This window comes from Actibacterium ureilyticum (assembly GCF_002285435.1).
Classification (GTDB): domain Bacteria; phylum Pseudomonadota; class Alphaproteobacteria; order Rhodobacterales; family Rhodobacteraceae; genus Actibacterium_C; species Actibacterium_C ureilyticum.
Genome location: NZ_NSBT01000007.1, coordinates 76,228 through 98,609, shown reverse-complemented (window position 1 = coordinate 98,609; position 22,382 = coordinate 76,228). Strand labels below are relative to the sequence as shown.

The 22,382-nt window shown below is 65.2% G+C and carries 20 protein-coding genes; 6 read left to right on the top strand and 14 right to left on the bottom strand.

Features of this window, described 5'->3' with window-relative positions; all coding sequences use genetic code 11:
• Window position 1: 1 nt before the first annotated feature.
• The 3 genes from CLM60_RS01420 to CLM60_RS01410 are packed head-to-tail and all read right to left on the bottom strand — an operon-like array spanning window position 2 to window position 3,797.
• The gene (locus tag CLM60_RS01420; RefSeq protein WP_095587513.1) at window positions 2–988 is read right to left on the bottom strand and encodes a branched-chain amino acid ABC transporter permease; all 987 of its coding nucleotides are present in this window, start codon (window positions 986–988) and stop codon (window positions 2–4) included.
• 56 nt (window positions 989–1,044) lie between these two features.
• The gene (locus tag CLM60_RS01415; protein WP_095587487.1) at window positions 1,045–1,866 is read right to left on the bottom strand and encodes an ABC transporter ATP-binding protein; all 822 of its coding nucleotides are present in this window, start codon (window positions 1,864–1,866) and stop codon (window positions 1,045–1,047) included.
• A complete protein-coding gene (locus tag CLM60_RS01410) occupies window positions 1,863–3,797 on the bottom strand; it encodes an AMP-binding protein (protein ID WP_095587486.1) in 1,935 nt (644 codons plus the stop codon). The genes CLM60_RS01415 and CLM60_RS01410 overlap by 4 nt, the downstream gene beginning before the upstream one ends.
• A gap of 241 nt (window positions 3,798–4,038) precedes the next feature.
• Between CLM60_RS01410 and CLM60_RS01405 the strand changes: the two genes are divergently transcribed.
• From CLM60_RS01405 to CLM60_RS01395, 3 genes are read left to right on the top strand one after another with little or no spacing between them, the layout of a single operon-like run.
• Window positions 4,039–5,961, top strand: a complete 1,923-nt coding sequence (locus tag CLM60_RS01405) for a hybrid sensor histidine kinase/response regulator (RefSeq protein ID WP_095587485.1) — start codon at window positions 4,039–4,041, stop codon at window positions 5,959–5,961.
• Window positions 5,958–6,659, top strand: a complete 702-nt coding sequence (locus tag CLM60_RS01400) for a response regulator transcription factor (RefSeq protein WP_095587484.1) — start codon at window positions 5,958–5,960, stop codon at window positions 6,657–6,659. The genes CLM60_RS01405 and CLM60_RS01400 overlap by 4 nt, the downstream gene beginning before the upstream one ends.
• A gap of 24 nt (window positions 6,660–6,683) precedes the next feature.
• Window positions 6,684–7,832 carry a saccharopine dehydrogenase C-terminal domain-containing protein gene (locus CLM60_RS01395; RefSeq protein WP_095587483.1) on the top strand — a complete coding sequence of 383 codons (1,149 nt, stop codon included), beginning with the start codon at window positions 6,684–6,686 and terminating at the stop codon, window positions 7,830–7,832.
• A gap of 4 nt (window positions 7,833–7,836) precedes the next feature.
• On the opposite strand, the gene CLM60_RS01390 is transcribed toward CLM60_RS01395, so the two are convergent.
• The 11 genes from CLM60_RS01390 to CLM60_RS01340 form a co-directional block, all read right to left on the bottom strand.
• Window positions 7,837–8,154 carry a DUF3775 domain-containing protein gene (locus CLM60_RS01390; RefSeq protein ID WP_095587482.1) on the bottom strand — a complete coding sequence of 106 codons (318 nt, stop codon included), beginning with the start codon at window positions 8,152–8,154 and terminating at the stop codon, window positions 7,837–7,839.
• 61 nt (window positions 8,155–8,215) lie between these two features.
• Window positions 8,216–9,388, bottom strand: coding sequence for a DNA recombination protein RmuC (locus CLM60_RS01385; protein WP_095587481.1), 1,173 nt, complete (start codon window positions 9,386–9,388; stop codon window positions 8,216–8,218).
• Window positions 9,385–9,579 (bottom strand): hypothetical protein, encoded by a 195-nt coding sequence (locus CLM60_RS01380; RefSeq protein WP_095587480.1) that lies wholly within the window; start codon window positions 9,577–9,579, stop codon window positions 9,385–9,387. Before CLM60_RS01380 ends, CLM60_RS01385 begins: the two co-directional genes overlap by 4 nt.
• Window positions 9,580–11,424, bottom strand: a complete 1,845-nt coding sequence (mutL, locus tag CLM60_RS01375; RefSeq protein WP_095587479.1) for a DNA mismatch repair endonuclease MutL — start codon at window positions 11,422–11,424, stop codon at window positions 9,580–9,582.
• A gap of 43 nt (window positions 11,425–11,467) precedes the next feature.
• The gene (locus CLM60_RS01370; protein WP_095587478.1) at window positions 11,468–12,781 is read right to left on the bottom strand and encodes a M16 family metallopeptidase; all 1,314 of its coding nucleotides are present in this window, start codon (window positions 12,779–12,781) and stop codon (window positions 11,468–11,470) included.
• Window positions 12,778–14,121 carry a M16 family metallopeptidase gene (locus tag CLM60_RS01365; RefSeq protein ID WP_095587477.1) on the bottom strand — a complete coding sequence of 448 codons (1,344 nt, stop codon included), beginning with the start codon at window positions 14,119–14,121 and terminating at the stop codon, window positions 12,778–12,780. Before CLM60_RS01365 ends, CLM60_RS01370 begins: the two co-directional genes overlap by 4 nt.
• A gap of 90 nt (window positions 14,122–14,211) precedes the next feature.
• Complete coding sequence (locus tag CLM60_RS01360; RefSeq protein WP_095587476.1) at window positions 14,212–14,760, bottom strand: DUF3035 domain-containing protein; 549 nt, start codon at window positions 14,758–14,760, stop codon at window positions 14,212–14,214.
• Window positions 14,761–14,813: 53 nt separating this feature from the next.
• On the bottom strand, window positions 14,814–15,284 hold the full coding sequence (gene lspA / locus CLM60_RS01355; RefSeq protein WP_095587475.1) for a signal peptidase II: 471 nt from the start codon (window positions 15,282–15,284) through the stop codon (window positions 14,814–14,816).
• Between the two features lie 4 nt (window positions 15,285–15,288).
• Window positions 15,289–16,878 (bottom strand): bifunctional phosphoribosylaminoimidazolecarboxamide formyltransferase/IMP cyclohydrolase, encoded by a 1,590-nt coding sequence (gene purH, locus CLM60_RS01350; protein WP_095587474.1) that lies wholly within the window; start codon window positions 16,876–16,878, stop codon window positions 15,289–15,291.
• Window positions 16,879–16,900: 22 nt separating this feature from the next.
• Complete coding sequence (locus CLM60_RS01345; RefSeq protein ID WP_095587473.1) at window positions 16,901–18,607, bottom strand: heparinase II/III family protein; 1,707 nt, start codon at window positions 18,605–18,607, stop codon at window positions 16,901–16,903.
• 139 nt (window positions 18,608–18,746) lie between these two features.
• Window positions 18,747–20,033: an RsmB/NOP family class I SAM-dependent RNA methyltransferase gene (locus tag CLM60_RS01340; protein WP_095587472.1), complete on the bottom strand. Its 1,287-nt coding sequence runs from the start codon at window positions 20,031–20,033 to the stop codon at window positions 18,747–18,749.
• Window positions 20,034–20,102: 69 nt separating this feature from the next.
• Here CLM60_RS01340 and CLM60_RS01335 point away from each other — a divergent pair, with 69 nt between their 5' ends.
• The 3 genes from CLM60_RS01335 to CLM60_RS01325 all read left to right on the top strand — a co-directional run bounded on the left by CLM60_RS01335 (window position 20,103) and on the right by CLM60_RS01325 (window position 22,380).
• Entirely contained in the window at window positions 20,103–20,270 is a 168-nt protein-coding gene (locus CLM60_RS01335) for a DUF1674 domain-containing protein (protein ID WP_095587471.1), read from the top strand.
• A gap of 88 nt (window positions 20,271–20,358) precedes the next feature.
• Entirely contained in the window at window positions 20,359–21,126 is a 768-nt protein-coding gene (locus CLM60_RS01330) for an HAD-IIB family hydrolase (RefSeq protein WP_095587470.1), read from the top strand.
• A gap of 12 nt (window positions 21,127–21,138) precedes the next feature.
• Entirely contained in the window at window positions 21,139–22,380 is a 1,242-nt protein-coding gene (locus CLM60_RS01325) for a glycosyltransferase family protein (protein WP_095587469.1), read from the top strand.
• Window positions 22,381–22,382: the final 2 nt, after the last annotated feature.

Sequence of the window (22,382 nt, the reverse complement as noted above, 5' to 3'; positions counted from 1 at the left end):
CTCACACCCGCTCGATGATCTTTTCGCCGAACAGCCCCTGCGGCCGGAACACCAAGAACAAGAGCGCCAGCACATAAGCGAACCAGTTCTCGGTCGCGCCGCCCACCATCGGGCCGATGGCAAACTCGAACAGCTTCTCGCCCACGCCGATGATCAGCCCGCCGACAATGGCGCCCGGGATCGATGTGAAGCCCCCCAGCATCAACACAGGCAACGCTTTCAGCGCGATCAGCGAGAGCGAAAACTGAACGCCGGATTTCGTGCCCCACATGATCCCGGCGACCAGCGCGACAAACCCCGCGATGGACCAGACCAGAACCCAGATGAAGCGCAGCGAAATCCCGACCGAAAGCGCTGCCTGATGGTCGTCGGCCACGGCGCGCAGCGCCCGGCCCTGTTTCGAATACTGGCTGAACAGCGTCAGGCTGATCACCAGCAATGCCGCGATGACCGTCGCCACGATGTCCAGACGGTCGATGAAGAACCCATAGCCGAACCAGTTGGCGGTGGTGGCATCGATGGTATCGGAAATCCCCTGCGGCAGGCCGACATCCAGTTTCTTGATGTCCGACCCCCACATGATGTCGCCCAACCCTTCCAGGAAATAGGCCAGACCGATGGTCGCCATGAACAGGATGATCGGTTCCTGGTTGACCAGGTGCTTGAGGATGAACCTCTCGATCGCGATGGCCAGCAGAACCATCACCCCGACGGTCAGCGCGATGGCCACGATACCGGGCAGATGCCAGCCGAAATGGTGCACCTCGGTCCCGAAGATCGCGTTGATCAGGTGGGCAAAGGGGATCTGCCCCTCTTGCAGGCCGACCAGCGTCAGCGCCGCGAACAGCGCCAGCACCCCTTGGGCATAGTTGAAGATGCCCGAGGCCTTGAAGATCAGCACAAAGCCCAGCGCCACCAGCGCATAAAGCACCCCGGCCATCAGGCCGTTCAGCGTGACCTCCATCGCGAAAAGCAACTGATCAGGCATGCCCGCGTCCCCCATGTTCCGCCATACGGTTATTGTCGGCTGCGTGCCGGTTATGCTCAGTCATGGCTGACCCCCAGATAGGCATCGATGACCTCCTGGTTGTTGCGCACCTCGTCGGGTGTGCCGTCGCCGATCTTCTTGCCGTAGTCCATCACGACCACCCGGTCGGACAGGTCCATCACCACGCCCATGTCGTGTTCAATCAGCGCAATCGTGGTGCCGAATTCGTCGTTCACATCGAGGATAAAGCGCGACATGTCCTCTTTTTCCTCGACATTCATGCCCGCCATCGGTTCGTCCAGCAGCAAAAGCTTGGGCTCGGCGGCCAGCGCACGGCCCAGTTCCACCCGCTTTTGCAGGCCATAGGGCAGGCGCCCGACCGGCGTCTTGCGGATCGCCTGAATTTCCAGGAAATCGATGATCTTCTCGACCGCCTCGCGGTGTTCGCTTTCCTCGCGCTCGGCCTTGCCCCACCACATCGCCTGCGCCGCCATGCCCGATTTCATCATCGTCATGCGGCCGGTCATGATGTTGTCCAGCGTGCTCATCCCCTTGAACAGGGCGATGTTCTGGAACGTGCGCGCGATGCCCTGCTGTGCCACCTGATAGGGGCGCATCTGCGGGCGTTTGGCACCCCGGAACCAGACCTCGCCCTCGCTGGGCACATAAAAGCCCGAGATCACGTTCAGCATCGACGACTTGCCGGCGCCGTTCGGCCCGATGATCGCGCGGATCTCGCCCTCGTGGATGTCGAAGCTGATATCCTTGATCGCCACCACGCCGCCGAAGCGCAGGGTGATGTTCTTCATCTCCATCAGCACGCTGCCGATCTTGCGGCCGTCGGCGGTGGTGTAATTGCCCTGGGACATGTCGTTCATTCCGCCGCCATCCTCTTGTCTGCCACCGGCTGCACCACGGCATCGACCAGGGTCAGTGTGGCCTTGATGCTGCCCTTGCGGCCGTCCTCATATGTCACCTCGGTCTCGGTGCTGACGGTTTCCGAGCCATCGTAAAGCGCGGCGATCAGGTCATCGTATTTCTCGGCGATGATGTTGCGGCGCACCTTGCGGGTGCGGGTCAGTTCGCCATCGTCGGCATCCAGCTCCTTGTGCAGCACAAGAAAGCGGTGGATCTGGCAACCCGACAGCATCGGGTCCAACGCGACGGATTTGTTGACCTCTTCGACATGGGAGCGGATCGTGTCCAGCACGCGCGGATGCCCGGCCAGTTCCTGATAGGACGCATAGGCGATGTTGTTCCGCTCGGCCCAGTTGCCGACCGCTGTCAGGTCGATATTGATGAAGGCGGTGCAGCGGTCGCGGCCATTGCCCAGCACCACGGCCTCAAGGATATCGGGATAGAACTTCAGCTTGTTCTCGACATATTTGGGCGCGAACATGCTGCCATCGGCCATCTTGCCCACATCCTTGGCGCGGTCGATGATCCGCAGATGGCCGGTATCTTCCTCGAAGAAACCCGCATCGCCGGTGGCAACCCAGCCTTCGGCATCCTTTGTATCGGCGGTGCTGTCGGGGTTCTTGTAATATTCCTCGAACGTGCCGGGGCTGCGATAGAAGACCTCACCATTGTCGCCGATCTTGACCTCGACCCCGGGGCTGGGCACGCCCACGGTATCGGACCGCACCTGGCCATCGGGTTGCTGGGTGATGAAAACCGACGCCTCGGTCTGGCCGTAAAGCTGTTTCAGGTTGATGCCCAAAGAGCGATAGAAATCGAAGATCTCGGGGCCGATCGCCTCGCCCGCAGTATAGCCCACACGCACCCGGCTGAAGCCCAGCGTGTTCTTCAGTGGGCCATAAACGAAGATATTGCCCAGCCAATAGCGGAACTTGTCCATCCCGCTGACCGGCTTGCCGTCCAGGATCGCCGGGCCGACGCGGCGGGCCACGGCCATGTATTTGTCGAACAGGCGCTTCTTGAACTTGCCCGCGTCCTCCATCCGGATCATGACACTGGTCAGCTGGGTCTCGAAAATCCGCGGCGGGGCGAAGTAATAGGTCGGCCCGATCTCGCGCAGGTCGGTCATCATCGTGTCGGGGCTTTCGGGGCAGTTCACGCAGAAGCCCGACCAGAACGCCTGACCCATGGAGAAGATGAAGTCGCCCACCCAAGCCATCGGCAGATAGGCCAGGATTTCCTCGCGCTCCTTCAGGTGATCGAAGGTGGCCGAGTTTTTCGAGGTCTCGATGATATTGCGGTTCGACAGCACCACGCCCTTGGGCTTGCCGGTCGTGCCACTGGTGTAAAGCATCACGCAGGTGCTGTCGTAATCCAACTCGGCGATGCGGCGATCCAGTTCCTCGTCGAAGCGGGTGTGGCCGGCGCGGCCTTCGGCCTGGATGTCATGCAGCCAGTTCAGGTGGCCGTGGTCGTATTTCCGCATACCGCGCTTGTCGGTATAGATCACCTGATCGATATGGTGGATGTGCTCCTGCACCTCGATCACCTTGTCGACCTGCTCCTGATCGCCGCAGATCACGAAGCGCGCGCCGCAATGGTCCAGCACATAGGCCATCTCTTCGGCGACCGCGTCCTGGTAAAGCGGCACGGGTACGGCCCCGCACATCTGCACGGCCACCATCGACCAGTAATGCGCGGGCCGGTTGCGGCCGATGACGGCAACATGGTCGCCACGTTCCAGCCCAAGCGCCAGCAGCCCCAGCGCCATGGCGCGAATTTCCTCTGCGGTCTCGATCCAGGTCCAGCTTTGCCAGATCCCGAATTCCTTCTCGCGATAGGCCGGACGCGCCCCGAATTTCCTGACGTTCCTGGCCAACAGCGCAGGCATAGACTGCAGATCGCCCACAGGCGGTGAATCGAATGCCAAAGTATCTCCTCCCACTGCCGGCGGACCGGCAACACCGTTCGCTTTTGGCGCGAATCCCGGTGTCCACATTACGTGACACAATCTGGCTAATGGTCAATTTTTTCCTGATCATTTCCCAATCCTTACGAATTCTTACAATGCGCGCGGCGGGGCTTTTCGTGCCCCCGGCGGGGTGCTAGCCCTAGGGTGAGGAGGTGCCGCCATGTCCCAGTCGGCAAAGGACCGCGCCCGTCTGACCGAAGCCGGGCTGAACCTGATCCAGCAGGCGTTGTCGATCTATGACAGCGACCTGAAACTGGCCGTCGCCAACCGCCGCTTCCGCGAGATGTTCGACCTGCCACCGCATCTGACCGCCCCCGGGGCGACCTTTGGCGACACGATCCGCTTTCTGGTCGACCGCGGCGAATATGGCGATGTCGACGACCCCGAGGATTTCGTGCAGCAAAAGATCGATCAGGCCCGCACGTTCGCGCCGCATTACATGGAGCGCAACCGCGCCAACGGCCACACCATCGCGGTCGAGGGCAGCCCCCTGCCCCAGGGCGGCTGGGTCACCGTTTATACCGACATCACCAATATCAAGCGGCAGGAACGCCTGTTGCGCACGCGCTCCGAAGAGCTGTCGGATCAGGTTCTGGCCCATGCCGAAGAGCTGTCCCAGACCAACCGCGCGCTGGCCGCCACCAACACCGCCCTGGAAGAGGCCAAGCGCCAGCTGACCGAGATCGAGGCGCGCACGCGTCTGGTCACCGAAATGATGCCGGCCCATATCGCCCATGTCGATCCCGACCAGCATTACACCTATTCCAACCGGCGCCTGCCCCGGGTGATGCCCGGACGGCCCGCCGATATCGTCGGGCTCAGCATGCGCGAGGCACTGGGCGAGGGCGTCTATGACAAGCTGGCCGCGCATACCAACCGCGCGCTGGATGGCGAGGCCAGCGTGGTGGAATTCACCGACGATGACAGCGGCCGCCGCATCCGCACCGCGCTGACCCCCGATCTGGGTGCGGATGCGCAGGTGAACGGCGTCTATATCCTGTCGATGGACGTGACCGAAGAGGCCCAGGCCCGCGCCGCGCTGGGACAGGTGCACCGGCGCGAGGTCGCGGCCCAGATGACCAATGGCCTGGCCCATGATTTCGCCAACCTGCTGACGATCATCCTTGGCCTGCAAAGCCGCCTGTCGCGTGTGGTGCCCGAGGGCGAGGCCGCCGAGATGGTCGCCGCGACCAGTGCCGCCGCCCATCGCGGTGGCGTGCTGCTGGACCGGATCGCCACCATGACCGTGGGCCGCGAATGGACGCCGGTCGCCACCGATCTGAACCGGTTCCTGGACGAGCTGCGCACCATGGTGACACCCACCTTGCCGGAAAACACCCGGCTGGTTCTGGATGTCGCGCCGATGCCCAGCCCGCTGATGCTGGATCCCGGCGGGCTGCGGGATTCGCTGTTGAACCTGATCCTGAACGCCAAGGACGCGATGGGCGGTGCGCCGGGCCGCATCACCGTCATGGCGCAGCCGATCGGCGACACCTGGATCGAATTCATGATCACCGACACCGGCCCCGGCTTCAGCGACGAGGCGCTGGAGCGCGCGCTGAACCCGTTCTTCACCACCAAGGGCGGCGAGGGATCGGGCCTGGGCCTGTCGATGGTCTATGACCTGATCAAGCTGGCCGGCGGACGCATGTCGCTGCACAACACCGCCATTGGCGCGCGCGTGCTGCTGCGCCTGCCCTTGCGGCCCGCCCCGCCTGCGCTGTCACCGCAGCTGGTGCTGCTGATCGACGACAATGACGAGATCCGCGCCAATGTCCGCGACATGCTGCGCGATCTGGGCCATGCGGTGGTCGAGGCCGCCACCGCCGAAGAGGCCGAGGCCCTGGCGCATCTGCCCGAGGTCAGCCTGATCCTGTCGGACATCCTGCTGGGCGGCGGGCGCACCGGCACCCAGCTTTTGCGCGGGTTCGCCGCCGCGGGTATCACCGCCGACCTGCGGCTGATGACATCGCTGCCCGCCACCGACCCCCGCCGCGCACAGGCGGGCTTTCCGGTGATCGCCAAGCCCTTTGGCCCCGATCGCCTGACCGGATTTCTGGCCCATCAGGACACCGCCGCATGAGCCAACCCCATGTCGCCATTCTGGACGATGAACCGCAGATCCGCCTGATGCTGTCCGAAGCGTTGGGCGAGGCCGGCTTCCGCACCTCGTGCTATGCCCGCGCGACTGAATTCGAGGCCGCGCTGACCCATGCGGCCCCCGATCTGTGCCTGGTCGATCTGGGCTTGCCGGACAAGGATGGGCTGGCGCTGGTGCATCGTCTGGCGCTGGAATCGGGCGCGGCGATCATCATCATCTCGGGCCGGGCACAGGTACATGACCGCGTGACCGGGCTGGAGCTGGGCGCCGACGACTATATCATCAAGCCCTTCGACCCGGTCGAGGTCGTGGCCCGCGTGCGCGCCCGGCTGCGCAAACCGCGCAGCAGCGGCCAGGCCTCGGACCGGGCGCAGTTCGAAGGCTGGACCGCGCATTTCGACCGCTTCGTGCTGACCGCCCCCGATGGCCGCGACGTGCCGTTTTCACAGGCCGAGGGCGAGGTGCTGCGCCTGTTCCTGACCAGCCCCAAGCGACTTGTGTCGCGCCAGCAGATGCAGGAAACCCTGGGCGGCACCGCCGGTGAAAGCTTCGACCGGGCGATGGATGTGCGGATCTCGCGCCTGCGCACGAAGCTGGGCGAGGACCCGAAAAACCCGCGCCTGATCAAGACGATCTATGGGGCGGGCTATATCTTTCTGGGCGATGTAAGCTGGGCCTGAACGGGCACGAAGGGGACAGGCCGGATGGCGATACATTGGTGCGGCACGGGGTTGTCATCGGGGCCGGGGCTGCGGCGGCTGATCGCGGCGGGCCACGACCTGACGGTGTGGAACCTGCCGGTTGCGGCGGCGCAGGCCGCCGTGGGCGATCTGACCGACCGGATCCGAACCTTTGACATCGACGCGCTGGCCGATGCGACCGCGCCGGGCGACGTGCTGGTGTCGATGCTGCCCCCGCATCTGCACCTGATGCTGGCGCAGCTGGCGGTGGAAAAGGGCGCGCATTTCGTCTGTTCCAGCTATATCGCGCCCGAACTGCGCGCGCTGGACGCCGCCGCGCGCGATGCCGGCAGTACCCTGCTGGCCGAGGTCGGTCTGGACCCGGGGATCGATCACCTGATGGCGCATTGGCTGATGGCCGATTACCGCGCCTCGGGCCGGTTCGACCCGGCCAATGAATATGATTTCCTGTCCTATTGCGGCGGCATCCCGAAATATCCCAACGCGCTGCGATATAAATTCAGCTGGTCGCCGCTGGGTGTGCTCAAGGCGCTGAACAGCCCATCCCGGTCGATCCGCAATCATGTCACGCTGGAAGTGAAACACCCGTGGGACGCGGTATCGGACTATATCGCGCCGCTGCCACAGCCCGAACGGTTCGAGGTCTATCCCAACCGCGACTCGCTGCCCTATCTGCCGGAATACGGGTTCGAACCGGGCTGGCCGGTGCGCAATTTCGCCCGTGGCACGCTGCGGCTGAATGGTTGGGCCGATGCGTGGTCGGACATCGTCGACACGCTGACCACGCTAGAGGACGAGCCCGGCGCCGAAACCGCGTTACAGGATCTGTCAGATCGCCTGTGGGCGGAAAACGCCTATGCCCCGGACGAACCCGACCGCGTGGTGCTGTGCGTCGGCCTGCGCGCGCTGCGCGGTGGGCGCGCGGTCTATGACAAGACCTATGTGCTGGATGCCTGGGGCGACGCGCGCGGCTCTGCCATGGCGCGGCTGGTGTCGGGCACGGTGTCCCAAGGGGTCGAGGCCGTTCTGGCCCACCAGATCCCGGCGGGGGTCCACAGCGCCCCGTCCGATCCGAAACTGGTGCGCGCCTGGCTCGGTCATACCGAAACGCTGGCCCAGCACATGCTGGTCCGCGATCACCTGGCGGGCTGAGCGGTTACAGGAAATCCTCTTCCTCGTCCGTGGGCGAAATGCCCAGCTTGTCCAGCCCGTCTTCCAGATAATCGGCCAGCAGCGGCATGTTCATCAGGTAATCGGCGGTGGGCGTCGTCGCCTCGGCCCGGGCGGTCGCGATCGCCTCGTCCAGTTCCTCGGGCTCATAGGTCTCGCGCCCGATCCAGGCCAGCGCCACCAGGCTGACCTTTTCGTCGTCGTTCAGCGCGTCGATGAACGCATGCAGCTCGGCCTCGGCCATTTTCTTTTCGCGCGACTGAAACACGATATGCACGACTTTGCGCGGGCTGATTTCCAGCATGAGGATCCTCCGGTCTTTGCACACAGTTTCCGGCCAAGCGCGGCAAGTTGCAAGCGCTGTTCTAGTCGCGCCCGGGCAGCGTCACGACCTGTGCCGGTGGCTCGTCGGGGGCCAGTTCCTCGAAATCGAAATTGTCCAGCCGCTTGGCCCGGCGCCCGGCCTTTTCGGCCGAGATCTTGATCTCGGAAATATCCTTGGACGCCTGATGGAAATGCCGGTCCAGGTTCTCCACCCGCGTGCCCAGCCGGTCGACATCGGCGAAAAGCGCGCTCAGCTCCTTGCGGATCGCCCCGGCCTGTTCGCGCATCCGCGCGTCTTTCAGGATCGCGCGCATCGTGTTCAGCGTCGCCATGCAGGTGGTGGGCGACACGATCCAGACCCGCGCCGCGAAGCCTTCGCGCACCAGTTCGGGGAAATTAGCGTGCAGCTCGGCATAGACCGCCTCGGACGGCAGGAACATCAACGCCCCATCGGCGGTTTCACCGTCCAGGATGTATTTCTCGGAGATCGCCTTGATATGCGTCTTGACCGCCGTGCGCAGGGCGCGCGCGGCCTCGTTCAGCTCCCAGTCGTTCTGGGCATTGCGCAGCGCCTCATAGGGTTCCAGCGGGAACTTGCTGTCGATGGCAATCGGCCCCGGCGGGTTCGGCAGGTGGATCAGGCAATCGGCCCGCTTGCCGTTCGACAGCGTCGCCTGCATCGTATAGCTGTCGCGCGGCAGCGCCTTGTGCACGATGTCGTTCAGCTGGATTTCCCCGAACGCGCCACGGGTCTGCTTGTTGGACAGGATGTCCTGCAACGACAGCACATCGCCCGAAAGCTTCTCGATGTTCGCCTGCGCCTTGTCGATGGTCTGAAGCCGCTGCTGCAATTCGCCCAGGGATTTCGCCGTGCGTTGCGCGGATCCCTGCAGGTTCACGTTCATCTGCTCGGTCACGGTCTGCAGGCGCGTTTCCATCAGCTTCAGCATGTTGGTCTGGCTGGCGGCCTGCGCCTCGGACACATGGGTCAGGCCACCGGCCAGCTGCTGCTGCCCGTCCGACAGCATCTGCACCCGTTGGCCCAGCTGGTTCATCTGGTAAATCAGCGGCTCGGTCATTTTCGACGCCCGGCCCGCCCGCACCACGGCCATCACCAGCAGGATCAGTACCAGTAACGAGATTCCGCTCCCTACGAGTACTATAAGCACCAGTGGATCACTAAGGTGGTAAGTCTGCCCGCCAATCTGGATCACGGAGTCTCCTTGAGGCCTTGCAGTTTCTTCAAGTTGAAATCACCTCCAGAATTTTTCTCGCAACGAACTGAATATCCCTGCAATATCATCCATCGAAGTAGCGCTTCGCTTTCAACCGGCACCTGCACCCAGAACGCTCCGTCCTTAAGCTTCGGTTCCCAGTACTCTCCGTTGGGCGCTTCAAATCTCATTCAACTTCTCCCGAACAGCCTTTCGATATCGCTGAGTCTCAGTTCCACATAGGTCGGCCGCCCGTGATTGCACTGGCCGGAATGGGGCGTCGCCTCCATCTCGCGCAGCAGCGCATTCATCTCGTCCGCGCGCATCCGGCGGCCCGAGCGGATCGAGCCATGACAGGCCACGCGGGACAGGATCGCCTCGATCTTGTCCTGCACGATCTGGCTGTCGCCCAGATCGTCCAGCTCGTCCAGCACATCGCGCAGCAGGTTGCCGGCATTGACCTCGCCCAAAATGGCCGGGGTCTCGCGCACCGCAACCGCATCGCCGCCAAAGGGTTCGATCACCAGCCCCAGCCGCGCCAGGTCATCCGCGCGTTCCAGCAACCGCGCGCAATCACCCGATGACAGCTCGACGATTTCCGGGATCAGCAGCGCCTGCGCCGCCACGCCGTTTTCCGCCATCTGACGTTTGAGTTTCTCATAGACCAGCCGCTCATGCGCCGCGTGCTGGTCGACGATCACCATCCCGTCGGCGGTTTGGGCGATGATGTAATTCTCGTGCACCTGCGCGCGTGCGGCGCCCAGCGGCAGGTCGCGGTCTTCGGCCACGGGCTCGACCACATCCTCGACCCGGGCCGACGGCTGCGCGGCCTCGGCGAAGCCGGGGGTCAGCGGCACGGGCGCCTGCGCGGCATAAGCCGTGCGCATAGCCCCAAGCGATGGGCGGTCCATCTGATAAACGCGCGGTTCAGATGCGGCCTCGGGCCGGAACGCGCCCAGCGTCGCGCCCGCCACGGTGGTCGACGCGCGATGCCCCGCCCCCGCCAGCGCATGGCGCAGCGCCGACACGATCAGCCCGCGCGCGATGCCCGGATCGCGGAACCGGACCTCGGACTTCGCCGGGTGCACGTTCACATCGACCAGATGCGGATCGCAATGCAGGAACAGCGCCACGACCGGATGCCGGTCGCGCGACAGGAAATCGGCATAGGCCCCGCGCAGCGCCCCCACCAACAGCTTGTCGCGCACCGGGCGGCCATTGACGAACAGGTACTGCGCCACCGCCGCCCCGCGCGAATAGGTCGGCAAGGCGGCATAGCCGGTCAGGTGCAGGCCGTCGCGCGCCGCGTCGATGGGCAGCGCGTTTTCCGCAAATTCCGTGCCCAGGATCCGGCCCAGCCGCCCGTGCAGCGCATCGAACAGATCGCCGGTCTCGGGATCGGCGCGGAAGGACACGCGCCCCTCGCCCCCGCCGGTCACATCGCGCAGGGTGAAGCCCACATGCGGCTCGGCCATGGCAAGCCGTTTGACCACATCGGAAATCGCCTGTGCCTCGGCCCGGTCGGAGCGCATGAATTTCAGCCGCGCGGGCGTGGCAAAGAACAGATCGCGCAGCTCGACCACGGTGCCACGGGCCAGCGCGGCGGGTTTGACCGGCGCAACCTGCCCGCCCGCGACGGTGATCTGCGCCGCATCGCCCCCCGCGCGCGATGTGATGGTCAGCCGCCCCACCGCGCCAAGGCTCGGCAATGCCTCGCCCCGGAAACCGAATGTGTGGATGTCCAACAGGTCCGATCCGTCGATCTTGGACGTGGCGTGGCGTGACAGCGCCAGCGGCAGATCCTCGGCCGCGATGCCGTGGCCATCGTCGGTCACCCGGATCAGCGTCTTGCCACCATCGGCGATATCGACCGAAATCCGCCGCGCCCCGGCATCCAGCGCGTTTTCCACCAGCTCTTTCACGGCCGAGGCCGGGCGCTCCACGACCTCTCCCGCCGCGATGCGGTTGATCGCGGCCTCGTCCAGTTGCCGGATGACAGGGCGTTCAGCGCTTATTTTGGGGTTGGGCGTATTCATCCCACAAGGGATAGCATGCCGCCCCCCGATTCGACCAGTGTGCTCAGTTCCCGGCGTTCAGCCCCGCAGGCTGCCCGACGACGACGAAATGCAGCGCCTCGGGGTCCAGAATTCGGGCCGCGACGCGCTTGATATCGTCCAGCGTGACGGCGTTCACCTTGTCGTTGCGGGTGGCGATATAGTCGATGCCCAGCTCTTCCATCTGCATGCCGACCATGATGTTGGCAATCGGCGCATTGCCGTCGAAGCGCAGCGGATAGGCGCCGGTCAGATAGGTCTTGACCGCGTCCAGCTCTTCCTGAGTCACGCCGTCTGTCGCGGCCTTGGCCCATTCGTCGCCGATGACCTGGATCGCCTCGGAAATCCGGTCATTGGCCGAGGCCACGCGCCCCATGACCATATTCGCCTGATCCAGCGACATCAGATAGGAATAGACGCCATAGGTCAGGCCGCGCTTCTCGCGGACCTCTTCCATCAGGCGCGAGCCGAAGCCGCCGCCGCCCAGAACCTCGTTCAGGACATAGGCGGCGAAGAAATCCGGGTCGTGACGTTCGATGCCCTGATGCCCGAACACCGCCACCGATTGCGGCGTGTCGAAATCCACCACGGTCAGCCCGCCCGACAGCCCGTATTCGGGCTTGGGCGGCAGGTCGGCGCCGGTTTCCGGCAGATCGCCCAGAAGCTGGTCCATCACCTGCCCCAGCGTTTCGGCGTCGATATCCCCCACGGCCGAGACATAGACGCGATCCTGCGCCATCACCCGCGCGCGGGCGTCGACAATGTCATCGCGCGTCAGGGCGGTGACGCTTTCGGCGGTCCCCTCAAGATCGCTGCCATAGGGGTGATCGCCAAAGGCCATGCGCCGGATCGTGCGACTGGCGATGGTGTCGGGGTCCTTGTCGTCGGATTGAATTCCGCTCAGCACCTGCGCGCGGACCCGGTCCACCGCATCCTGGTCAAAGCGCGGATCGACCAGCGCCTGCCGCAGCAGCGCGACGGCCTCGTCCCGGTTTTCGGTCAGGAACCGCGCCGAAACGCTGAGCGCATCGTTGTGCACGTCAAAGCGGAAACTGGCGGCCAGCGCGTCACGCGCGGCGGCAAAGGCGCGCGCATCCATGTCGCCCGCGCCTTCCTCGATCAGCCCGGTCATCAGGTTGATGGCGCCACGCTTGCCCGGTGCATCCAGACTGGCGCCGCCCCTGAAGCGGATTTCCAGCGCGGTGAAGGGGATGTCATGGGATTCCACCAGCCAGGCTGTGAACCCGCCGGGCGAGGTGACCTCCTGTATGTCGACCTCGGCCCGCAGCGGCAGGCTCAGGCAGATCCAGGCGGCGATCAGGGCGATGAAGCGGGTCATTGGGTCACCTCCTCTGGCGCGTCGTCGCGCATCAGCCAGCCTGTCACCGCGCGGCGGCGGTCGAACACTTCGGCCGCGGCGGCCATCACATCCTCGGGCGTGACTGCCTGCAGGATATCGGGCCAGGATTGTACATCTTCGACCGACAGCCCCGAGGCCAGCGCCGCCCCATAGCGGCGCGCCAGCCCCTGAATGTCGTCCCGGTCATAGATCGACGCCGCCCGTGTCTGCATCTTCAGCGTTTCGAACAGTTCCATGTCGACGCCATCGGCCATGAAGCCCTCGATTGCGGTGTCCAGCGCATCCTCGGCCTGTTGCAGGGTCACACCGGCGGCGGGCACCACGACCAGGCCAAAGGTGGAATCGTCCACCGAAAGCGGGCTGTAAAAGGCCGAGCTATAGACCGCGACCTGCGTGTCGAATTGCAACTTCTGCGCCAGGACCGAGGTCGTGCCGCTGCCGCCCAGCAGATCGGCCAGGAACACCAGCGCGGCGGCGCGTTTCTGATCGCCCGGGTCGCGTTCCGGCGCCAGATAGGTGCGCAGAACATAGGGTTGCGCCACCCGCGGATCGGCGAATTGCAGGCGCCGTTCTGCCAGTTGCGGGGGTTCTTCGGGGCGGGTGCGCGGCTTCAGGTCCGGATCGGCGGGGATCGCGCCGTAGTACTTGTCGGCCAGCGCGCGCACATCCTGGGGCGTCACATCGCCCGCCACGATCAGCACCGCGTTATTGGGCGCGTAATGCGCGCGATAGAAGTCGAACGCGTCCTGCCGCGACAGGGTGGACATCTCGTGCTTCCAGCCGATGATCGGCACGCCATAGGGGTGGTTGAGGTATTGCGCGGCCATACGCTGTTCGGAAAACAGCGCGCCGGGCTCGTTCTCGGTCCGCTGGTTGCGCTCTTCCTTGATGACCTCGCGTTCGGTCCGGACATCTTCTTCCGACAGGATCAGCCCGGTCATGCGGTCGGATTCAAGCTGCATCATCAGCTCCAGCCGGTCGGCGGCGACACGCTGGTAATAGGCGGTGTAATCCCAAGAGGTGAAGGCATTGTCCGACCCGCCATTCGCCTCGACCAGATCCGACAGGGCGCCGTCGGGAAAGGCCTCGGTCCCCTTGAACATCAGGTGTTCCAGGAAATGCGCGATGCCCGACTTGCCCGCCGGTTCGTCGGCGGCACCGGCCCGGTACCAGACCATCTGCACCACGACCGGCGCGCGGTGATCTTCGATCACCACGACCTCCATGCCGTTATCCAGGGTGAAATCGGTGACCTGATCGGCCCGCGCGGTCAGGCCGCACAGCAGGAACAGGGCGCTAAACAGTCCGGCAAGGCGCATTGGCAAAGAATCCTCCGGTTCGTTTCCCGGGATAAGCTACGCCAAGTGGCGATGGCTTCAAGTCATACCAACGCGGATGTGACAATCGCGTCAGTTTTCCTCGGGCAGGGTTTCGGGCGGCGCGGCGGGCGTCTTGGCCCCGGCCCGGCGCCAGCGTTCCAGTTCCGCATGCTGGTCCAGCGCCTGTTCGCGATAGGCCTTGTGATAGACATTCACGTTGAACACGCGTTCCAGCAGGCGGCCGTCATTTTCGCGGCGGTATTCCAGATCCTCGGCCGCCACTTGCTGGCGAATGGTGCCCGACACGCCGAAACGCCCGGTATGGTTCACCAGGCTTGCGTCCGATCGCGCCACGCCGCCATCGCGCACGGTCTGCGCGCCATTGCCGCCAAGTGCGGCGATCGCATCGGCTTCGGGCGTGGGATCGGTGCGGTTGGCACCGCCCGGCGTCGGGTCGGGCAGCGCGGCCATATCCTGTGGCAGGGTCAGCGGCTTGCCCGGCAGAATGGCGAATTCGTCCGGCGTGCGGTCGGTCTTGCGGATGTTCATCAGCTCGGGCTGCTTGTCGCCGCGCGAACATGCCGACAGGCCAACAAGCCCTGCCAGACCGATCAAAAACAGAATTCGCACCGGCCGCATCCCAGCCTCCTTCACCCGATTTCCTGCCTTCATAACCGATGGATCGGGGGACGTCACGCGGTCTTGTTGCCGCCCGAAAACAGGATCAGCCCGAACGCGCCGGCAAAGACGGCGATATCGGCCACATTATAGGAATAGGGGTTGTGGAACCCGCAGCACGACATGTTCAGGAAATCCGCCACCGCGCCGTAAAGAACCCGGTCGACCACATTGCCCAGCGCCCCGCCGATCAGCACGCCCGCGCTGGCAAAAAGTGCTGCACGCGGCGGCTCGCGCCGGACCCAGACCAGCACGAAGGCGCAGATCGCAAAGGCCAGGCCGATCAGCACCCAGCGCGCCGCGTCACTTTGGCCCGAGAACAGGCCGAAATTCACGCCCCGGTTCCACGCCATGCGGAAATTCAGGAAAGGCGGCCACACATCGATGGCCAGCCGGTTCTGCAAATCCATGGCAAAGACCACGGCGTATTTCGTGGCCTGATCGACCACGAAGACCAGAAACGCTGTCAGGGCCAGAAGGCGCATAGGATCAGTGCCGGAAATGGCGCATGCCGGTAAAGACCATGGCAAGGCCAGCCTCGTCCGCGGCGGCGATCACTTCGTTGTCGCGCATCGACCCGCCCGGCTGGATCACGCAGGTGGCACCGGCGGCGGCCGCTTCCAGCAGCCCGTCGGGGAAGGGGAAGAACGCATCCGACGCCACGGCCGACCCCTTGGCCAGGCTTTCGGGCAGGCCCAGTTCGGCGGCCATACGCTCGGCCTTGGCCGCCGCCACATTGGCGCTGTCCACGCGGCTCATCTGGCCCGCGCCGACGCCCACAGTGGCGTGATCGCGGACATAGACGATGGCGTTGGATTTCACGTGCTTGGCGACCTTCCACGCGAACAGCAGGTCGTCCATCTGTTCCGGCGTCGGCGCTTTCTTGGTCACGACCTTCAGGTCATCCAGACCGATATAGCCCACATCCTTGTCCTGCACCAAAAGCCCGCCTGCGACCTGTTTGAACGCGGTCAGCGGCGCGCGGGTATCGGGCAGCGCGTCGGTCAGCAGCAGGCGCAGGTTCTTTTTCGCGGCAAAGGCGGCGATGGCCTCGTCCGATGCGCCCGGTGCGATCACGACCTCGGTAAAGATCTCGGTGATCTTCTGCGCGGTTTCCAGATCCAGCGGCTGGTTCAGCGCCACGATCCCGCCAAAGGCCGATGTGCGGTCGCAATCGAATGCCTTTTGATAGGCCTCGGCCAGGGTCGCGCCCTTGGCCACACCGCAGGGGTTGGCGTGCTTGATGATGGCGACAGCGGCGGTTTCGGCGGGGTCGAATTCGGCCACCAGCTCGAACGCGGCATCGGTGTCGTTGATGTTGTTGTAAGACAGCTCCTTGCCCTGAAGCTGGCGCGCGGTGGCCACGCCCGGGCGGTTGCTGCCATCGGTGTAGAAGGCCGCGCCCTGGTGGCTGTTCTCGCCATAGCGCAGGGTCTGTTTCAACGTCCCGGCAAAGGCAAGGCGGCGCGGGGTCGCCGCGCCAATGGCGCCGGCCATCCAGGTGCTGACTGCCGCGTCATAGGCCGCCGTGCGGGCATAGGCGATCTGCGCCATCTTCTGGCGGAAGCCCATGGTCGTGGTGTCGTCGTTGGCGTTCAGCTCGGCCAGCAGGGCATCGTAATCCTGCACGTCGACGATGGTGGTGACGAAACCGTGGTTCTTGGCCGCCGCGCGGATCATCGCCGGACCGCCGATGTCGATGTTTTCGACACAGGTGTCATAATCAGCGCCCTTGGCGACGGTTTCCTCGAACGGATACAGGTTCACCACCAACAGGTCGATCGCATCGATCTGGTGGGTCTTCATCGCGGCCAGATGCTCTTCATTGTCGCGCAGCGCCAGCAGACCGCCATGCACCTTGGGGTGCAGCGTCTTGACCCGGCCATCCATCATCTCGGGGAAGCCGGTCACATCGGCCACGTCCCGCACGCTCAGCCCGGCCTCGCGCAATGCCTTGGCGGTTCCGCCCGTCGACAAAAGCTCGACCCCGCGCGCATCGAGCGACCGGGCAAAATCGATCAGCCCCGTCTTGTCGGATACGGAAAGAAGCGCGCGGCGCAGGGGCACGAGATCGGTCATGAATTCGGGTCCTATGTCAGTTTCAGTCAGGCAGCGGTTCGGCGTCCACCACAAGGTCGCGCACCCCTTGCGGGGTTTCCTGCGCCTTTGCAAGGGTCCAATTGACCTGGCTGGCATAGTCGAGCGCCCGCGCCGACAGCACGATCTGCTTGGACGCGCGCGGTTTCAGCCGGCCCTTTTCCAGGTAAACGCTTGGCACCAGGTCCATATGCACGCTGCCCGCATGGCGAAAGACCCAGATCTCGCCGCTTTTCAGCACCAGCGAGACCGCCGCGCCCCCCATGTCGACGGTGGCGTCCACATCCGGGTGCAGGTGGAACCGCACCGCAAAGGGCACGCCTTGCAGCCGGGATTTGTCCATCGCCCGATCAAAGATCGCCCGGTCGGTGTGGGAAAACGCGCCCAGCGTATCCTCTCCCTCCAGCACGCGGCCATCGAAGCTGAGCGCCAGCCGCCGCGCATGGGTCAGCCCGTGCGTGGCGACATAGCCGTCATGCCACGCGATCAGGCTGGTTTCGTCGTGATCGGCGATCTGCTGCGCGCCGACCTGGCGCGGGGCATCGACCAGCAATTCGCGCTGGTGGCCCCGGATCAGCGTCTTGGCCCCCAGCCGGGCCGAGGAATAGCCGTCGATCGACAGGGTCGAATGCGATTGCGTCGCCCGGCCCGCGCGGCGCCATTCCTGGCCAAAGGACTGTCCCGAGCCGCAATTGACGATCATCGGCCGGCGCCCCGATGTCAGCTCGAACGCCAGGGTCGAGGCATGACCGTTGAACGATGCCTGTCCCTTGGGGGGCACGGCGGCGTCGGTGATCACCGATGTGCGGTTGGCCGACAGCCGGGCAAAGCCCATCGACAGGCCGGAATTGGTGCTGGCACGCACGCCCGCATTGGCCAGCGCGTGGTCCAGCCGCCCCTCCAGCCCGCGCCCGCCACCGTGGAACCGCGCCAGCCCGCCATCGGCGTGGCGCAGGGTGCGCAAGGTCGGCGCGATGCGTTCGATGGCCGCGATGTGATCGGCCGGCGCCGCCTGTCCCTGATCCGACAGGGCCGAGGCCGCCCAGGTCAGCAGCGTGAACACCTCCAACAACTCTTCGGGGTTGCGGGTGGGGATGCCGCCCTCGTCATCGATCTGATCGCGGCATTCCTGTGCCAGCGACTTGACCGCCGGGGCGACATGGCGGCTCATCCCGGTCAGCGAAAGCCCGGCATAGATCAGGCCGGTCAGCGCCTCGAACCGGGGCAGGCCGGCGGCGGCGGTCTTCCACCGACGGCTCAGGAACTTGGTCTGTTGCGCGAGCGAGCGGAAATAGGCATCGGAAAACACCTTGTCCTGCCCATGCAGCAGGAACAGCGCGTGGTTGATCCAGCGGATCAGACGCCGCCCGGTCAGGTCGGGCGACCATCCCGGCCCGCCGCCCTGGCCGTGCCGGTCGATCCAGTCCAGCACCCAGTCCTGCGCCCGCTTGCGCGCCGCCGCATCGCCCACTGCCGCCAGGTCGTCCAGCCAGACGAAGCCGTGCAATTCCTCCTCGAACATCTCGCTGGGCATGGGCAGGTCCCAGATCAGCGCGCCGGGCGCCTCGACCAGATAGCCCGCAAACAGGAAGTTGCCGGAAATCAGCTGCTTGCCGCGCGCAAACCCGCCGATGGTGCGCGGTTCGGGCTGCGAGACAAAGGCCGTCGCCGGGCGCGAAAACGTGCTGAGCCGCGCATGCAGCCCGTTCATGAATCGGGCGCGTCGGGCCTGCCAGCTGGCTGGTTTCGTGTCGATTGCCATCGGGCGTGTGAACTGTTCTTGCTGCAAGAAGTCTGCCTGCCGCGCAGCATATCGGCGAAGTCCGGATGTGTCACCGCAAATCGGGACTTCACCCCGCCTTGCGCAGGGACGCGATGTAAAACCCGTCCATCCCGCCCAGATCGGGCCAGAAATCGGGGCGCAGACGCAGCCCGCCAAGGTCGTCGATCCAGGCGGGATCGATCCCCGGCAGCGCCAGCGCATCGGGCGTGACCGACAGATCGGCGTGACGCTCCAGGGCGGCGGAAAGCTGCGCCTCGCCCTCCTCTGCCAGCAGCGAGCAGGTGCAGAACACCAGCCGCCCGCCGGGACGCAGCAGCGCGACCGCCCGGTCGATCATCTGCGCCTGAAGCGCGAACAGCGGCTTGATCCCCTTGGCGGTCTTGGCAAAGGGCAGGTCGGGGTGACGCCGGATCGTCCCGGTGGCCGAACAGGGCGCATCCAGCAGGATCGCATCGGCGGGCGCGGGCGGCTCCCATGTCAGCACATCGGCGGTAACGGTTTCGGCCGTCAGGCCCATGCGCGACAGGTTTTCGGCCACACGCTCCATCCGGTCGGCGGACACATCCACCGCCGTCACCTTGGCCCCCGCATCGGCCAGCTGCAGCGTCTTGCCCCCCGGCGCGGCACACAGGTCAAAGACGACCTCGCCCTTCGCAGGGTTCAGGATACGCGCAGGCAGCGCCGCTGCGGCGTCCTGCACCCACCAGTCGCCCGTTTCATATCCCGGCAGGGTCGAGACCTGCCCGGGGTCGCGCAGACGCACCGATCCGGTCGGCAACATCGTGCCGCCCAGACGTTCGGCCAGTTCCGCCGCCTTGCCGCCGCGCGGGGTCAGGTCCAGCGGCGCACCCATCGCATGGGCCTCCTCGATCGCGGTGACGATGGCGCGCTTGTACTGGCTGTCGAGCCGCCCGCGCAGCCAGCCGGGCAGCTTCTGCGGCGGCAGCTTGGCCCAATCGGCGGGGTCGGCGTCGCCCAGCTTGCGCAGCACCGCGTTCGCCATGCCCGCCATGGCCTGCCCCTTGCGGTCGGCGCGCAGCAGGTTGACGGCGGTATTCACCACGCCATGCGGGGCGGCGCCGTTCACAAACAGCTCGCACACAGCCAGCCGCAGCACATTGCGCACCGGCATCGGCGGGGGCCGCCGCATCAGCGGTTTCAGCATCGCGTCGGCCCGGTCCAGATGGCGCAGGGTCATCGTGGCCAGCCGCTGCGCCCGCGCGCGATCCGGCCCGTCCAGATCGGTCAGCGGCCCAACCTCGCCCGTCAGTTCGCCCAGCGTCAGACCCTCGTCCAGCACGCCGTTCAGCAATGCGACCGCGGCCCCCCGCGCTCTATCGGTTTGCGAGGCCATGCGCCCCTCCCTTGCCGTGTGACCCCATGGCCGTATATCAAGCAGGGGACTGCCACAAGGACGACCGACATGAGCGACGACCTGCCCCCCGAAGCGAAACGCGCCTTGGCCGAGGCGGAAGCCCGCCGCAAGGCCGCGCAAGACCCCGACCTGCCCAAGGAGCTGGGCGGGCGCGACGGCCCGGAGCCCGTGCGTTTCGGCGATTGGGAAAAAAAGGGCATCGCGGTCGACTTCTGACGCGTTGCCCGGCGCGGGGATGTGAAACTTCGACGACCCGCCGCATCTGCTGTTGAACCCCCCGCGCAATTGCGCAAAGCTTCGGCGCATGGGGCTTGCAGTATTCACCGACCTTGACGGAACCCTTCTGGATCACGACACCTATTCATACGCCGCCGCGCAACCGGCGCTGGACCGTCTGATCACCGACCGCATCCCGGTCATCCTGACCAGCAGCAAGACCGCCGTTGAGATCATCGCCCTGCACCGCGACATCGGCCTGGGCGATGCGCCGATCATCGTGGAAAACGGCGCGGGCATCGTCGACCCGCAACAGGGCAATACCGATGATGACCGCGCCTATCGCCGGATCCGTGCGGCGCTGGACGGTCTGCCGGGGCGCGCGGATTTTCGCGGCTTTGGCGACATGACCGACGCCGAGGTCGCGGAAATCACCGGCCTGCCGCCGCAAGCTGCCGCCATGGCGCAGCAGCGTTGCCATTCCGAACCGGGCCTGTGGTCGGGCAGCGACGACGCGTTGGATACATTCCTGACCGCGCTGGCCGAACGCGGGATCAGCGCCCGGCGTGGCGGACGGTTCCTGACCCTGTCGCTGGGGCGGACCAAGGCCGACGCGATGCGCGACTGCGCCGCGCGGCTGGGCGCCACCACCACCATCGCCCTGGGCGATGCCCCCAACGATATCGAGATGCTGGAGGCCGCCGATTTCGGCGTCATCATCCGCAACGACCACGCGCCCCCGCTGCCCCCGCTGCGGGGAGAGGGCACAGGGCGCATTCGCCGCACCACCGCCCCCGGACCGCAGGGGTGGAACGTCGCGATGCAGGATATACTGAACGAACTGGCACAGGCTTGAAGGCAGAACGGCATGACGGATTTTCATCAGAACGGCAATATCGCGCAATTTCACAACCTGCGGATCCGCCCGGCCGAAGAGATCGAATACGACCTCGAAGTCTTTTCGCAAAAGCGCAAGATCACGCTGATCCTGCCCTCGCTCTATTCCGAACTGGACGGTCCCGCCCTGCGCAATATCCTGCGGGAATTGTCGGGCGCGCGCTATCTGCACCGGATCGTCATCGGGCTGGATCGCGCGGACGAGACCCAGTACCGCAAAGCGCGCGATTTCTTCTCGGTCCTGCCGCAGGAACATGTGGTGATCTGGAACGACTCGCCCCGGATGAAAGCCTTTGACGCCAAGCTGGCCGAGTTGGGTCTGGGCCCGCAAGAGCCGGGCAAGGGCAAGAATGTCTGGACCTCGATCGGTTACCTGATTTCGTGTGCCGACAGTTCGGTGATGGCGATCCACGATTGCGATATCCTGACCTATCAGCGCGAGATGCTGGCGCGGCTGCTGTACCCCGTGACCCATCCCGGCTTTTCCTATCAGCTGTCCAAGGGGTTCTATGCCCGGATCGGCGATAACAAGCTGAACGGCCGGGTGTCGCGGCTGTTGGTCAGCCCGCTGCTGATCGCATTGAAAAAGGTAGTGGGCGATCAGGATTACCTCGATTACCTGCGCAGCTTCCGCTATCCGCTGTCGGGCGAATTCGCCCTGCGCACCGCGATGCTGCCCGATCTGCGCATCCCGTCCGACTGGGGGCTGGAAATCGGCGTCCTGTCCGAGGCCTGGCGCAGCCTGGGCCGCCATGCGGTGTGCCAGGTGGAAATCGCCGACGCCTATGACCACAAGCACCAGGAGGTCAGCCCCGAGGACGCGGCCACCGGGCTGAACCGGATGTCGACCGATATCTGCAAGGCGATCTTCCGCAAGATGGCGGCCGAGGGCACGGTCTTTACCGCCAATGTCTTCCGCACGCTCAAGGCGACCTATTACCGCCGGGCGCTGGATTTGCTGGAGGTCTATGACAACGATGCCCGCATGAACGGGCTGACCATCGACCGCCACGCCGAGGAAAAGGCGATCGAGCTGTTTTCGGAAAACATCATGCGCGCCGGGCTGACATTTCTGGAAAACCCGCATGAAACGCCGTTCATCCCGAACTGGAACCGGCTCAACGCCGCCGACACCACCCTGCTGGCACAGATCCGCGAGAATGTCGCCGCCGATGCCGCGGAATACAGCCCCCTGCCCTTCGACGCGGAATAGAT

What these genes read in the sequence shown, in the direction of transcription:
- lspA (WP_095587475.1), bottom strand. Translation starts at nt 15,284, where the DNA reads ATGCGCCTTCTGGCCCTGACAGCGTTTCTGGTCTTCGTGGTCGATCAG.
- CLM60_RS01370 (WP_095587478.1), bottom strand. Translation starts at nt 12,781, where the DNA reads ATGACCCGCTTCATCGCCCTGATCGCCGCCTGGATCTGCCTGAGCCTG.
- CLM60_RS01420 (WP_095587513.1), bottom strand. Translation starts at nt 988, where the DNA reads ATGCCTGATCAGTTGCTTTTCGCGATGGAGGTCACGCTGAACGGCCTG.
- CLM60_RS01415 (WP_095587487.1), bottom strand. Translation starts at nt 1,866, where the DNA reads ATGAACGACATGTCCCAGGGCAATTACACCACCGCCGACGGCCGCAAG.
- CLM60_RS01410 (WP_095587486.1), bottom strand. Translation starts at nt 3,797, where the DNA reads ATGCCTGCGCTGTTGGCCAGGAACGTCAGGAAATTCGGGGCGCGTCCG.
- CLM60_RS01340 (WP_095587472.1), bottom strand. Translation starts at nt 20,033, where the DNA reads ATGGCCTCGCAAACCGATAGAGCGCGGGGGGCCGCGGTCGCATTGCTG.
- CLM60_RS01360 (WP_095587476.1), bottom strand. Translation starts at nt 14,760, where the DNA reads ATGCGGCCGGTGCGAATTCTGTTTTTGATCGGTCTGGCAGGGCTTGTT.
- CLM60_RS01365 (WP_095587477.1), bottom strand. Translation starts at nt 14,121, where the DNA reads ATGCGCCTTGCCGGACTGTTTAGCGCCCTGTTCCTGCTGTGCGGCCTG.
- CLM60_RS01380 (WP_095587480.1), bottom strand. Translation starts at nt 9,579, where the DNA reads ATGAGATTTGAAGCGCCCAACGGAGAGTACTGGGAACCGAAGCTTAAG.
- CLM60_RS01325 (WP_095587469.1), top strand. Translation starts at nt 21,139, where the DNA reads ATGACGGATTTTCATCAGAACGGCAATATCGCGCAATTTCACAACCTG.
- CLM60_RS01405 (WP_095587485.1), top strand. Translation starts at nt 4,039, where the DNA reads ATGTCCCAGTCGGCAAAGGACCGCGCCCGTCTGACCGAAGCCGGGCTG.
- CLM60_RS01400 (WP_095587484.1), top strand. Translation starts at nt 5,958, where the DNA reads ATGAGCCAACCCCATGTCGCCATTCTGGACGATGAACCGCAGATCCGC.
- purH (WP_095587474.1), bottom strand. Translation starts at nt 16,878, where the DNA reads ATGACCGATCTCGTGCCCCTGCGCCGCGCGCTTCTTTCCGTATCCGAC.
- CLM60_RS01335 (WP_095587471.1), top strand. Translation starts at nt 20,103, where the DNA reads ATGAGCGACGACCTGCCCCCCGAAGCGAAACGCGCCTTGGCCGAGGCG.
- mutL (WP_095587479.1), bottom strand. Translation starts at nt 11,424, where the DNA reads ATGAATACGCCCAACCCCAAAATAAGCGCTGAACGCCCTGTCATCCGG.
- CLM60_RS01390 (WP_095587482.1), bottom strand. Translation starts at nt 8,154, where the DNA reads ATGCTGGAAATCAGCCCGCGCAAAGTCGTGCATATCGTGTTTCAGTCG.
- CLM60_RS01395 (WP_095587483.1), top strand. Translation starts at nt 6,684, where the DNA reads ATGGCGATACATTGGTGCGGCACGGGGTTGTCATCGGGGCCGGGGCTG.
- CLM60_RS01345 (WP_095587473.1), bottom strand. Translation starts at nt 18,607, where the DNA reads ATGAACGGGCTGCATGCGCGGCTCAGCACGTTTTCGCGCCCGGCGACG.
- CLM60_RS01330 (WP_095587470.1), top strand. Translation starts at nt 20,359, where the DNA reads ATGGGGCTTGCAGTATTCACCGACCTTGACGGAACCCTTCTGGATCAC.